The organism is Chryseobacterium hagamense (genome assembly GCF_007991455.1).
In the GTDB taxonomy this organism is placed as follows: domain Bacteria; phylum Bacteroidota; class Bacteroidia; order Flavobacteriales; family Weeksellaceae; genus Chryseobacterium; species Chryseobacterium hagamense.
Genome location: NZ_BJYJ01000025.1, coordinates 25,366 through 38,102, shown reverse-complemented (window position 1 = coordinate 38,102; position 12,737 = coordinate 25,366). Strand labels below are relative to the sequence as shown.

Below are 12,737 nucleotides of genomic sequence, written 5' to 3'. Positions count from 1 at the left end.
AAAATCTTTTTCATGGTTTCAATAAAATTTCCGGCAAAAATATCTGTTTTATTTAAAACCACAAAATAACAAATAGCTCAAAAGGTCACGAAGAACGGCTTAGAACAGAATCGGATGCCGGATGCCGGGAGTTTTTCTGTCAAAAAAAGGATCAAAGTTCCTGATGATCAAACCTCATCTTTTATCATTCTGCCAGAAATCATTCTATTTAAAATCGTGAATAAAACCGCCTTAATTTTATTTTAATTAAATATCTGACTGTGAACTGAATACAATCGAATTCACGTTAAATTAACATTCCGGGACATTCACTGCAATGGCCAGTCCGCCTTCAGATGTTTCTTTGAACCGGTCGTTCATTGATAAAGCGGTTTCCCACATCGTCTGGATGACCTCATCCAGGGTTACTTTTGCTTTCGCAGGATCGCTTTCCAGAGCAATATTGGCTGCGGTAATGGCTTTAATGGCTCCCATTGTATTTCTTTCGATGCATGGGATCTGCACCAGGCCTCTGATCGGATCGCAGGTTAATCCCAGATGATGTTCCATGGCGATTTCTGCTGCCATCAGAACCTGGCCTACACTTCCGCCGAGAATTTCGGTAAGGCCTGCTGCCGCCATGGCTGATGACACCCCTACTTCTGCCTGACAGCCGCCCATCGCCGCAGAAATGGTCGCGTTTTTCTTGAACAGCGTCCCGATTTCTCCTGCTACGAGCAGGAACCGTACGATATCCTCCTCATTGGTACAATCGGTAAATGCCTGGGCATACATCAGAACGGCGGGAATAACGCCGCTCGCCCCGTTTGTGGGAGCGGTGATAATTCTTCCGAAGCTCGCATTTTCCTCATTAACGGCCAATGCAAAGCAGGAAATCCATTTGTTGATATTGGTGAAGTTTTCTTCGGCTTCCACCACCTGGCGGAACCATTCTTCTTTATTTCTGTAAATTTTATCGCCCAGCAATTTCCGGTTGATCCCGGCTGCTCTTCGCGAAACATTCAGGCCGCCCGGAAGGACCCCTTCTTTATTAACCCCCTTGTAAATGCATTCTTTGATCTGCTGCCAGATATAAAGCGCTTCAGCTCTCGTTTCCTCCCGGGATCTCCAGCTTTCTTCGTTCATAAAGATCAGGTCGGAAATCCTGCTGAGGCCCAGTTTTTCACAGTACCTGACGATATCTGAGGATTTGTGGCAGGGATATAAGGTACGGACACAATGCTTATCGATGGATTTTTTCTCCTGGCTCATGATAAAACCACCGCCCACTGAATAAAAATCCTGTTCAAGCTCGGTTCCGTCTTCAAAAACAGCTCTGAAAATCATTCCGTTCGGATGATACTCCAGCGATTTCTGCATGTTCAGCACCAGGTGATGCCCGTAGACAAAATGAATCTCTTTTTCGCCCCCCAGATTGATGGTTTGCGTGTTTTTAATGGTTTCGATCTTCTCGTCGATCTTTGTCGTATCAATAGTCCGGAAATCTTCACCGTTCAGTCCAAGCATTCCTGCGATATCGGTTCCGTGTCCGATTCCCGTTTTGGCCAGTGACCCGAAGAATTCGAGGAAAACTTCCTTCACTTCAGCAATCGACCGCTCTCTTTTAATAATCCTGATAAATGCCGAAGCGGCGTTCCATGGACCCATGGTGTGCGAACTGGAAGGTCCTATTCCTACTTTTATAATCTCAAAAACCGATATTGATTCCATATAGAAAATTCATCATTTTTCCTGAACACAAAGATACACGATAAATTGAGATGCAAAAGCAGGCAGTGAAAAAATGGTCAATGATGGATGGTCAATTCGCTGCGCGGTTAATTTCTTCAGTTAAATAATCAATTGTAAATTGCCGGACATTCACTTGCAAAACAAAATTCACCATTCACCATTCATTCCAAAAAGCAATCCAGTCAAAAATTTTATGTTTTCACCATCCTCCGACTTTCGGAGGGGAATTGCGGCGAAAAATTTTTCTTCAGACCTTTTAAGATCATTATCTTGTTGGAATGCGCAAAGACTCATTTTTTTTAAGTGATAACGCTTTAAGGCGCAAAGAATTTGACACTGTCAAATTTTTATACCACAAATAATTAATCTCTGAAATTTTATGCTTTAGGAATCAGCGGTCCTCAATTTTATCAATGATAAATCCTTGCGGCTTAAACATAAGCATTCAAAAACCTCTTGCGACTTTGCGTTTTTCCAACCGCATCTGCCATATACGATTCACCATTCACTTGCAAAGCAAAATTGACCATTCACTTTTCAAAAATCCACCCTTGACCATTCACTTCTAGCAAAGCTTCTCCTCATGCTGCGAAATGTCCAGCCCCAGGTCTTCCGATTCTTCGGAGACCCTCAGGGTAATGATGCTGTCGGTAATTTTATACAGGAGCAAAGAACCGAAAAAGGCAAAAAGGGAAACAAGGAGCAGTGCTATCAGGTGATGGGCAAAAACAACGATGCCTCCATGGAGCAGACTGGCATTTTCACCGTGGGCAAAGATAGCCGTTAAGATCATCCCCATAATTCCGCCTACCCCGTGACAGGCAAAGACGTCCAGGGTGTCATCGATTTTTTTCAGTGCTTTCCAGTTCACCATCAGGTTGGAAACAATAGCCGCAACGAAACCGATGAAAAGGCTTTCCGAAACCGATACAAAGCCACAGGCCGGCGTGATCGCAACCAATCCCACTACGGCACCGATACAGGCACCCATGGCAGAAACTTTTCTTTTGTTGATCCGGTCGAAAAAGATCCAGGTCATCATGGCGGATGCTGAAGCGATGGTGGTTGTCCCGAAAGCCGTAGCTGCTGTGGCATTCGCACTCAAAGCGGAGCCTGCATTGAATCCGAACCAGCCAAACCAGAGCATTCCGGTACCCAGCATCACATACGAAATATTGGACGGTTCATGGTGAGGCCTTTTTCTGTTGCCTACCACCATCGCTCCCGCCAGAGCTGCAAAACCGGCACTCATGTGCACAACGGTTCCTCCGGCAAAATCTTTCACGCCGAAATATTTATTCAGAAGGCCGTCCGGATGCCAGACCATGTGGCAGAGCGGCGTATAGATAAAGATGCTGAAAAGCACCATGAACAGAAGATAAGAGATAAAGCGTACCCGTTCTGCAAAAGAACCGGTAATCAGTGCCGGTGTGATCACCGCAAATTTCATCTGGAAAAGGGCAAAGAGGATAAAAGGAATGGTAGAGGCCATCGCTTTATGCGGCAGAACGCCTACCCTGCTGAAAAACGGATAGCTCAAAGGATTCCCGATGATTCCGTAGTGTTCGCCGTTGATGGTAAAGCCGATGGAATCACCAAAGGAAAGGGAAAATCCGACCACCACCCATAGCATGGAGATCACACCCAGGGCAATAAAGCTCTGCAGCATCGTAGAGATTACATTTTTCTTCCCGACCATTCCGCCGTAGAAAAAAGAAAGCCCGGGCGTCATCAGAAGAACCAGGCCGGCAGCCGCCAGAATCCAGGCCACATCCGCACCGACAATTTTATCTTCGCTCAGAAATTCTCCCGTGTTCGGAAAATCTGTAATGGGGCTCCAAAACAATCCGCCTACCGCTACTAAAGCGATCAGGCAGAATGAAACGATCCATTTTAAACCTACTGTCATAAATATTTATGTTTTACCCCTTCAAAAGTAAGAATAAATTTTAAAAAACAGAATTAATTTAAATTCAACCCCCTTAATTTTAATATAAATTTAAAATTAAATGAAAAATTCATTGCAGTACCCCATCCAAAATGGTGCTTACTTCTTTATATTTGGTAACAGGGAATAAATGGCTTCCTCCTTCGATAACATAATCAGGTCTGGAATTCCTGATCGGGAAGACGATGTCCTTATCACCCATGATCTGAATTACTTCCGGATTTTCGTCGAATTTCCAGTCGGAGATCTTTTCAACAGACCATTTCAGGTAATACGGATCCCGTACCCGGAAATACTGCAGGACCTTCGGATTCCGCGGATCAAAGAACTTACGGATGACGGAATACATATTGGTTGTTTTTTCGTTAAAAAAGGTAACCGGAAGAAGTCTCGGGATCCTGGTGAGCTGGCCGGTCTTTATCAGACGTGATTTTTCTTTGTCGGATTTGATGCTTCCGAGAATCACGACCTTCAGTGCCGGCTTAAGTTTATTGATTTCCTGAACCATTAATCCTCCAAAGGAGTACCCTACCAGATAAAACGGTTCCGAATCGTCCACTTTTTCAGCCATCCTTTTTACATAATCCGGAAATTCCTCATTGGGAAGAGGAATCAGCCAGTCTATAAAAACTACCTCATGGCGCTTTGGAAACTGAATCTTTTCCAATACTTTGAAATCTGCGCCCAATCCGCTAACGACATATATTTTCATGATACTAAATTAAAAAATTCGGACAAAAAAATGAGCGGCTTTATGAAAAACCGCTCATTCTTATCGTTTATAATACTGCTGCCCTATTTTTTCTTTTTTACAGGGGTCCTGTTCTCATTATCCAACACGGCGGTTGAAAGCTTGAACTGGATATCCATTTCGTTTTTAATGAAATAATCCTTCAGTGAAGACTGATAGAATACCTTGAAATCCCTTCTGTTCAATGAGAATTTAGCAGATTCGATAACTACCGTAAACTGCGTGATATATACATTGGCAGGAAAAGTAATGGTCTTTCTTACGCCTTTGATCGTTACATCTCCGTACACCGTAGAATTATAATCGCTGTTGGCCAAAGGAATGATTTTGGTTAAATGAAATTTGGCAAGCGGGAACTTCTTAACGTCGAAAAAGTTGGAGCTTTTAAGATCATTCGTCAGTTTTACCATATCCTCATCCTGGCTTGAAACGTCTCCGGCCATAATCGATTTCATATCGATCACAAACTCTCCGTCTACCAGAACCGTTTTATCGAAGGTGAACTTTCCGCTTTTCAGCTTTATCGTTCCGGAATGGGTCGTAGGAACTGTTTTTACCACTTTATATCCCCACCATCTGATCTCCGATGAGGTTACTTTTACCACTTTATCTCCTTTCTTCTGCCCGAAAACAAATGACATCCCTATGCACATCATCGCAAACAATAGTAATCTTTTCATTCTTTTTTATATTACAATTCAACAAAAATAAAAAAAAGTGTAGAACTTCTACACTTTTAACAATCTTTTTTTGATTAAATTATTTAGCCGTTACCTTTACGAGCAAATCCATATCATCTTTCACAAGAACATCCTGCATGGTAGATTTATAAGCCACATCGAATTTCTGTCTGTCGATAGAGAATTTATTAGACATTAAACTTACAGTTCCGTTTGCATAGGTAATCTTTGCAGGGAAAGAAATGGCGTTGGTTTTTCCTTTTACCGTCAGGTTACCGGTTACTAAAGAATTATAAACTTTATCGTTGTTTTTCTTTACCCCTGTAATTTTGAAAGTCGCGGTAGGGTATTTTTCAACCTCGAAGAAATCTCCGTTTTTCAGGTGACCGTTCAGCTTCTGCTGATATTCCCCGGAAAGATCTGTTGCGTTGATGGAAGTCATATCCAATACGAAAGTCCCGCCTACCAGCTGGTTCCCTTTCATTACCAGGTCTCCGGATTTTACTTTCACGGTACCGTTGTGAGAGCTGGCTTCGGATTTAGCGATTTTGTATCCCCACCATTGCACGTCGGAGCTTACTACTTTTTTTGCCTGTCCGAATGCAAGTCCGCTGGCCAATACGGCTAATAAAAATATTTTTTTCATTTGAATAAAAGTTATTTACTTGTTCTTTATTTACGGATGCAAATGTAGTTAACCGAAATGATAGATTTCATTGATGTACATCAATAAATACAAATTTTTTCATAAATACGATTATTCCAAAAAAAAGCTCCGGAAAATCCGGAGCCTTATTTATTTTATTCCTGATAATAAGCGGTATACAGGGCAGCACCGTTCAGTGCCGTATTTTCATTTTTATTAAGATAGATCGGGATGTTCTTCAGCATCTCTTCCATCTTATCGCTGATCTTGAATTTTTCATAGAACTTATCTTTGTCGATGTAAGCAGCAATGGCCTGCGGGATATCTCCCGAAATCAACAGGCCTCCCGTTGCTTTTAATTTCAATGTCAGGTTATTGGCTTCTCTTGCCAGGAATTCAATGAATGTATCCAAAGCAATTTTACAGATCAGTACATCTTCTTCCACAGCAGCTTTGTATAATTCTTCAAAAAAGTCGCCGCCGGAAAGACGTTCTGCCAGCCATTCCGGTTCAGGGTGTCTTTTAACATCCCTCAGGAAACGATAAATATTAAACAGCCCGCCTTTCGAAAGAACATTTTCCCAGCTTACAATGCCGTACAGGTTATTCAGGAACTGGTAGAATTCCACCTCTACAGTGGTTCTCGGTGAAAATTCAGAATGTCCGCCTTCCGTTGCAAAAGGCCGGATATATTTGCCGTCGAAAAAGTATCCGGCTTCACCCAGTCCGTTCCCCGGAGCCAGGATGGCCACATTACCTTTTTCCAGATGCCCGCTGGTATAGATAGGATCAAGGTCGCTGTCTTCCAGAAGTCCCATCCCGTAAGCGGAAGACTCCTGATCGTTCAGCATGTCTACCCTTTCGAAATTGAAATCTCTTTTGAAATCTTCAACATCCAGGTTCCATCCCAGCCTTTCCGGTGAGCTCTTTCCATACAATACGGGTCCAGGAACAGCCATTCCAAGTCTTTTTACATTCTCCAGCCCGTTGTCCTGCATAAACTTTTTCAGAATATCGGCAAAAGAAGCAAATTCTTTGGTAGGATAATTATGTTGGATTTTAATCTCAAGACCTCCGTTGCCGGAAACAAAATAGCCTAAAGTGGTAATGTCTTCGCGAAGGTTTGCGCCAATGATAGAAACATTGTCATTGCTACCGTTTTTTACTCCCGGTAAATAAAGTGGAAATTTCGGATTCAAAATCATAACCTCAAATTTTATCAAATATAATAATAACTTTCGTAAATTTTCGTTAGAAATAAAAAACCTTCTCAAAATTTCGAAAAGGTTTGGTTAATAATTGCTTATATAAAAATCTAACTATTTTCCTAAAGGGATGTTGTAAGAAAATCCTACACCGATATTTCCCACATTGTAGTCCTGATTCGGCATATCGCCGTTATTTCCTACAAATACTTTCTGATACTGTACGAAGAAATTCCAGTCCTGGTTGTGGTATCCGATTTCGGGCTTCAGATAAAAACCACCTTTCGGTCTGTCCATACCTGCATTGGAAGCCACTTTTTCATCTCCCACTAAAACTCCGTACCCTAAATCGGTCCCGAAATAAAATCCGGTCTGTTTCGGATAAATTCTGATCAGAGCGGCTACGGGAACAACACCTACATCATTATTGGTGTATCCGTTGTTGTCCTTTCCAAAATAGTGAGTATATCCTGTAGCAATACCCAACCCGAATCCCGGAGTAATAAGGTTCTGGTAAGCTACGTCTACACCTACGGCCATCGAGGTATTATCGGAAGGAACTGCCAAACCAACATTTGCTCCTACTTTAAGCATGTTTCTCATCTGTGCACTCTGTGCGCTCAATGCTCCTGCGGTCAATATTCCGGCAAATAAAATTGCTTGTTTAAACATTTTCATACTCTTGATCATTTTAAATTTTACTAAAGTGGAGGATGTAAAAATCGTGCCAAGCAGAGGTTTCTTGAGCATTTTAAGATTTCATACAAATGCAAAACAATGATAGTCAATCAATTATTTTAAACAAAAATTAAATACCTGTTTAAAATCCGGAGAAATTCAGTTGCCTTTTACATTCTTTTCATGCCTCATTTCAATATTAACGAATCTTAACCCTTATTAATTTAACATCACCCTGCGGAATAAATCAAAAAGTAAACGATGTACATGGCCTCTCCTTCACTAACGAACAATAAGCACCTGCTGTGGCGTGCCGGCTTCGGACCGGGAATCGCACAGCTTGGGGATCTTGAAAAAAAAGATATCAAAACCCTGACGGATGATCTTTTTCACGAAGAAACTTTTCAGTATATTAATTATGAAACGCCGGACTTTACGGAAAACGCAGGCACAATGACTGGCAACGCAGATTCGATGAACATGATGAGTGCCGCTTCGCCTGCCGATAAGAAAAAAGAAATGCAGAAAATCTACCGCATGCAGAATGAGGAACTGAACCTGAATTTCCTCAGCAAAATGGTGAGCAGCAGGGAGCAGATGAGGGAAAAGATGGCCTTTTTCTGGCATGGGCATTTCGCATCCAGAATCCAGAACCCGAAATTCAACCGGCAGATTCTGAATGTGATCCGGAAAAATGCACTGGGAAATTTTAAAGATCTACTGTTTGAAGTCAGCCAGGCGCCGGCTATGCTGAACTTTCTGAACAACCAGCAGAATAAAAAAGACCATCCCAATGAAAACTTCTCCCGCGAAGTCCTGGAACTTTTTACCATGGGCCGCGGAAATTATACCGAAAAAGACATCCGGGAAGCCGCCCGGGCGTTTACCGGCTGGAGCTATGATAAGGAAGGAAATTTCTTAGAAAAAGAAAAGGTCCATGATGAAGGCTCCAAAACATTCCTGGGAAAAACTGGGAATTTTAACGGCTCGGACGTTTTGAATATCATCCTTGAACAGAAAGCGACGGCGAGATTCATCACAGCCAAAATTTACCGGTTTTTTGTAAATGAAAAGGAAGACGCAGCCATCATAGATGTCTTAAGTGAAAGCTTCCATCAGTCCGGCTACGATATTAAAGAGCTGATGGAAACGATTTTCTCAGGCTCCTGGTTCTACGACCGGAAAAATATCGGTAGCCGGATCAAATCGCCCATCGAGCTGATGGCCGGCATGATGAGGGCCCTTCCCATGAACATCCGGAATCCGGAAAACCTGATCGTTTATCAGAAACTGTTAGGACAGATGCTGCTGTATCCGCCGAATGTTTCCGGATGGCCGAACGGGAAATCCTGGATCGACAGTTCTACCCTGATGCTGAGGCTTCAGATTCCGCAGATCTGGTCAGGACTGAGGCCGCTGGATTACCGTCCGAAAGAAGATGACGATCTGGATATGGGACTGAAAAACAGCCCCAATGCGTTAGCCAAAAGTTTTAAAAACCCGAATATTACCATCGACTGGGCTTATGTGGAAAAGGTTTTCAGCGGGAAAAACCCGGAAGATTACCTCATCCAGAACAGCAGGTCGCTCGATCTGGCTTCCGTAAAGAATTTTTCGGACAATTCAGTGAAAATGAATGTCATCAATCTGATGTCTACCCCGGAATATCAGCTGATGTAATAGCAGCACGTATTATTATCCAATTTATCACTTCACTTTAAATCTGATTTTATGTTGATCAAAAGAAGAGAATTCCTCAAAATAAGTTCGCTGGCTGCCGCGTCATTCATGATGCCGAATTTCCTGAAAGCCATGACGTTTGACGATGCACTGGTGCCCAACCAGAAAATCCTGATTGTCCTTCAGTTTACCGGTGGAAACGATGGACTGAATACCATTATCCCGACACGGAACGATATTTACTTCCGGGAACGGAACAAAATTGCCATCCGGAATGCTTTGTCCCTGACCGATGAAGCCGGAATCAATCCTGCCCTTTCTTATTTTAAGGAGCTGTATGATAACGGCGAACTGTCCGTGATGAGTAACGTCGGGTATCCGGATCCCGACAAATCCCATTTCCGCAGCATGGACATCTGGCAATCGGCCAGCAAAAGCAGCGAATACCTTGAAACCGGCTGGCTCGGAAGGTACCTCGATGAAGAATGCTACCGCTGCGAACATCCAACCCAGGCGTTGGAAGTAGACGATATGCTCAGTCTGGCTCTGAAAGGCGAAAACAATAAGGCATTCGCTTTCAAGGATCCGATAAGGCTGTATCAGACCAGCCAGGAGAAATATTTCAAATCGCTGTATGACCATCACCACGATGATGAAACGGTTTCCTATCTGTATCAGACCCTGGGCTCCACCATCAACAATGCCGGCTATATTTTCGAGGAAAGCAAAGCCAGAAAAACCGAAGCTGCTTATCCGAATTCCCAGCTGGGAAAAGATTTTAAAACTGTTGCTTCCTTAATAAAATCCGACATCAATACCCGGGTTTATTATCTCTCGGTCGGAAGTTTTGACACCCATGTCAATCAGAACGAGAGGCAGCAGAAGCTTTTTACGGATATTGATGAAGCGGTAAAGTCTTTCGTCGCCGATATGAAAAGCAATGGCCTTTTTGAGGATATCCTGCTGATGACGTTTTCGGAATTCGGCCGGCGGGTGGCCCAGAATGCTAGCAACGGAACCGATCACGGAACCGCCAACCAGATGTTTTTCATCAGCGGCGGCCTGAAAAGAAAAGGGCTCCTGAACACCCTCCCCGACCTGCAGCACCTGAATGAAGGCGATCTGATCTATTCCGAAGATTTCAGGAAAGTGTATGCCACCATTCTTAAAAACTGGCTGCAGGCGGATTCGTCCAAAGTGCTGGGCTGGAAAAACGGCGTGTATGATTTTGTATAAATTAATTACCACTGAGCTTTCCGGAGCATCCATTTATTCAGAAAACAAAAAAAAGAGGCCTTCACCATGAAAGTCTCTTTTTTATAATTTCAAATCAAACTGCTTCCTGCGGTATACAGATTCAGTTTAATGTATGGAGGCAGGCAGTTTTTTCGGCTGTTTCGGCTGACTCTTCTGGTCGATTTTTTCCGATATCTTTTTAACGACATATTCAATAACCAAAGGGGCCACCATCGCAACGACTGCTTTTAATATTCTTGATCTCATAATGTTTATTTTATTGGATCATGCAATACAATTTCTGAGCCATCCTGCCCGGATGTTTCCGAATAATTTTCATAGGCTTCTTTCAGGCTTCTTTGAATTCTGTTTTTTAATTTTTCAGGTTTTATAACGGTAATTAATTCACCCATCCCCAGAATCATCCTCTCCAGCTCGAAATTCAGTTGCACGCAGATCTTAAAAGTGGTTCCGGTTTCGTCTTCCTTTAAGATTTCCTGAGAATGGTGAAAGGGTTTGGTCTTTACATAAGGAGCATGCTTAGCCGTAATTTTGAAAATCACATTTTGCGGGCGTTGGGTTTCAGAGACCGTAACGCCTATCACTTCACCGAAATATCTGTCGGAATCAAAATCCTTATCAATATAAGCTGTTTTTTCTTCAACAGCTATTTCTTCAATCCTGTCAAGAGCCAGGTTATACATTTTATTTTTGCACCAGCAGATGAGGAACCACCGGTTATTATATTCTTTTAACAGCTGAGGATGAACAATATAAGAGTCCGGCTCTTTTGCTTTAAAGCTTTTATAAATAACATTCAGGGCTTTTTTATTTAAAATGGCTTCATATAAGACATCGATGTACTCCAGCCCTTTCAGTTTTTCATTCTTATCCAGGTGAATGATCGATTTCTGGCTGGTTGAGTGGATGGAATCTTCCAGTTTCTGGATCACCCCGTTCATTTCTTTGAACATCGAAAAATCCTTGAACTGCTTCAGGATCTGTACGGCATTGTTCATGGCTTTCAGGTCGCTTTCATTTACCGAAATGTTATGGATACTGTAGTCGGGATCGCTGTACCGGTAGTATTTCCGGTCATAGACTTCAATCGGGGCTTCGTAACCGAACTTTTCGCTCCGCATATTCTGCAGGTCGAGCTGTACGGTCCGTCTGCTCACGAAAGATTCTTTGCCCTCGAATTCAAAAAGGGCTTCGGAACACTCGTCGATCAGGTCTTCCAGGGTATATTTCCGGTATTTGTTTTTCAGGCACTTGTCCAGGGTCTTATAGCGGATCAGGGCATTTTTATTCGATGACATGTTTTTACTTTTTAAGATTCGGGCGTGTCCCGGAGCCTGACCAATACCAGCGCTTTCCGGGCCGGGCTGCTTCAGGCTCCACTTCGTTCCGGTCTCAGGCGCGGCGCAAGCGCCGCGCCTGAGACCCCTCCCTCCGGTCGGGCCCTGCACATCCCTCACGCGGGGTGTAATAACAGGCGATGTTCCTCCAAACCTCATCGGTTTTCAAAACCGATGAGGTTTAAACACCACTCATTAAGGTTAGATAATGTGAATCCGACCATATTCAACTTACAGTCAAATATTAATCAATTCAAAAGATGCTTCATAGGATAAATCAATGAATCATACTTCCGGTAGGATTTTGTCCTATCCTGTAATAAGCCGTTCTGTCAGGATTTTAGATAGAATGACTTCTGGCAGAATGATAAAAGATGTAGTTTGATCATCAGGAACTTTGATCCTTTTTTTGACAGAAAAAACTTCCGGCATCCGGCATCCCTCTTCCAGCCTTTTCATCCGAATTCTACTTCGGGTTTACGTTAAATACTTATTTTCGCTGCAAGGCCTTTCCTTCAAAAGAAATCCCGTTCCAGCCGGTCTGCATAAAGTTCCGGATGTTCTGATGATCGGCACCTTCAGGATTTTTAAGCACGTCTTCCCGGTAGAATTCCCCGAACAGGCTGAGGGTTTCTTCTTTTGAAAGGCCGTTCAGCTGCGCAAAGCTGAAAACCTTGCACGATCCGTTGTTCTGGTTGGCTTCGTTGACGGCATCTCCGTTGGTAAATCGGGTCGGCGTAAAATCGTAATGGGCATCGATAAAGGCAATTATCTCCTGAAAAGAAATTTCTCCTGCCGGTTTTTCTAAGTGTTCAAATAACATC

12 protein-coding genes are annotated in these 12,737 nt (G+C 42.9%); 2 read left to right on the top strand and 10 right to left on the bottom strand.

Translation table 11 applies throughout. From position 1 onward, the window contains the following. Positions 1–291: 291 nt before the first annotated feature. From CHA01nite_RS16630 to CHA01nite_RS16600, 7 genes are all read right to left on the bottom strand, one after another. Positions 292–1,710, bottom strand: a complete 1,419-nt coding sequence (locus tag CHA01nite_RS16630) for an L-serine ammonia-lyase (protein ID WP_146943415.1) — start codon at positions 1,708–1,710, stop codon at positions 292–294. A gap of 586 nt (positions 1,711–2,296) precedes the next feature. Further along, a complete protein-coding gene (locus tag CHA01nite_RS16625; protein WP_146943413.1) occupies positions 2,297–3,640 on the bottom strand; it encodes an ammonium transporter in 1,344 nt (447 codons plus the stop codon). A 109-nt stretch (positions 3,641–3,749) separates the two neighbouring features. Further along, a complete protein-coding gene (locus CHA01nite_RS16620; protein ID WP_146943411.1) occupies positions 3,750–4,391 on the bottom strand; it encodes an alpha/beta hydrolase in 642 nt (213 codons plus the stop codon). 83 nt (positions 4,392–4,474) lie between these two features. Next, positions 4,475–5,110: a YceI family protein gene (locus CHA01nite_RS16615; RefSeq protein ID WP_146943409.1), complete on the bottom strand. Its 636-nt coding sequence runs from the start codon at positions 5,108–5,110 to the stop codon at positions 4,475–4,477. Positions 5,111–5,189: 79 nt separating this feature from the next. Further along, entirely contained in the window at positions 5,190–5,756 is a 567-nt protein-coding gene (locus tag CHA01nite_RS16610) for a YceI family protein (RefSeq protein ID WP_146943407.1), read from the bottom strand. A 155-nt stretch (positions 5,757–5,911) separates the two neighbouring features. Then, on the bottom strand, positions 5,912–6,961 hold the full coding sequence (locus CHA01nite_RS16605) for a glucokinase (RefSeq protein WP_146943406.1): 1,050 nt from the start codon (positions 6,959–6,961) through the stop codon (positions 5,912–5,914). Between the two features lie 114 nt (positions 6,962–7,075). Next, the gene (locus CHA01nite_RS16600; RefSeq protein WP_146943404.1) at positions 7,076–7,639 is read right to left on the bottom strand and encodes a hypothetical protein; all 564 of its coding nucleotides are present in this window, start codon (positions 7,637–7,639) and stop codon (positions 7,076–7,078) included. Between the two features lie 267 nt (positions 7,640–7,906). On the opposite strand from CHA01nite_RS16600, the gene CHA01nite_RS16595 reads away from it, so the two are divergent. Then, complete coding sequence (locus CHA01nite_RS16595; RefSeq protein WP_146943403.1) at positions 7,907–9,319, top strand: DUF1800 domain-containing protein; 1,413 nt, start codon at positions 7,907–7,909, stop codon at positions 9,317–9,319. A 51-nt stretch (positions 9,320–9,370) separates the two neighbouring features. After that, the gene (locus CHA01nite_RS16590) at positions 9,371–10,555 is read left to right on the top strand and encodes a DUF1501 domain-containing protein (RefSeq protein WP_146943402.1); all 1,185 of its coding nucleotides are present in this window, start codon (positions 9,371–9,373) and stop codon (positions 10,553–10,555) included. 126 nt (positions 10,556–10,681) lie between these two features. Here CHA01nite_RS16590 and CHA01nite_RS20550 read toward each other — a convergent pair whose 3' ends face one another. From CHA01nite_RS20550 to CHA01nite_RS16580, 3 genes are all read right to left on the bottom strand, one after another. Then, positions 10,682–10,822 (bottom strand): hypothetical protein, encoded by a 141-nt coding sequence (locus CHA01nite_RS20550; RefSeq protein WP_170234756.1) that lies wholly within the window; start codon positions 10,820–10,822, stop codon positions 10,682–10,684. A 5-nt stretch (positions 10,823–10,827) separates the two neighbouring features. After that, on the bottom strand, positions 10,828–11,874 hold the full coding sequence (locus CHA01nite_RS16585) for a helix-turn-helix transcriptional regulator (protein ID WP_146943438.1): 1,047 nt from the start codon (positions 11,872–11,874) through the stop codon (positions 10,828–10,830). Between the two features lie 529 nt (positions 11,875–12,403). Further along, complete coding sequence (locus CHA01nite_RS16580) at positions 12,404–12,736, bottom strand: HopJ type III effector protein (protein ID WP_146943400.1); 333 nt, start codon at positions 12,734–12,736, stop codon at positions 12,404–12,406. Between the last annotated feature and the right edge of the window lies 1 nt (position 12,737).

Bases quoted from the DNA above. Each gene is read 5' to 3' on its own strand.
- CHA01nite_RS16600 (WP_146943404.1), bottom strand. From the start codon at position 7,639: ATGAAAATGTTTAAACAAGCAATTTTATTTGCCGGAATATTGACCGCA.
- CHA01nite_RS16610 (WP_146943407.1), bottom strand. From the start codon at position 5,756: ATGAAAAAAATATTTTTATTAGCCGTATTGGCCAGCGGACTTGCATTC.
- CHA01nite_RS16625 (WP_146943413.1), bottom strand. From the start codon at position 3,640: ATGACAGTAGGTTTAAAATGGATCGTTTCATTCTGCCTGATCGCTTTA.
- CHA01nite_RS16620 (WP_146943411.1), bottom strand. From the start codon at position 4,391: ATGAAAATATATGTCGTTAGCGGATTGGGCGCAGATTTCAAAGTATTG.
- CHA01nite_RS16580 (WP_146943400.1), bottom strand. From the start codon at position 12,736: ATGTTATTTGAACACTTAGAAAAACCGGCAGGAGAAATTTCTTTTCAG.
- CHA01nite_RS16605 (WP_146943406.1), bottom strand. From the start codon at position 6,961: ATGATTTTGAATCCGAAATTTCCACTTTATTTACCGGGAGTAAAAAAC.
- CHA01nite_RS20550 (WP_170234756.1), bottom strand. From the start codon at position 10,822: ATGAGATCAAGAATATTAAAAGCAGTCGTTGCGATGGTGGCCCCTTTG.
- CHA01nite_RS16595 (WP_146943403.1), top strand. From the start codon at position 7,907: ATGGCCTCTCCTTCACTAACGAACAATAAGCACCTGCTGTGGCGTGCC.
- CHA01nite_RS16615 (WP_146943409.1), bottom strand. From the start codon at position 5,110: ATGAAAAGATTACTATTGTTTGCGATGATGTGCATAGGGATGTCATTT.
- CHA01nite_RS16585 (WP_146943438.1), bottom strand. From the start codon at position 11,874: ATGTCATCGAATAAAAATGCCCTGATCCGCTATAAGACCCTGGACAAG.
- CHA01nite_RS16630 (WP_146943415.1), bottom strand. From the start codon at position 1,710: ATGGAATCAATATCGGTTTTTGAGATTATAAAAGTAGGAATAGGACCT.
- CHA01nite_RS16590 (WP_146943402.1), top strand. From the start codon at position 9,371: ATGTTGATCAAAAGAAGAGAATTCCTCAAAATAAGTTCGCTGGCTGCC.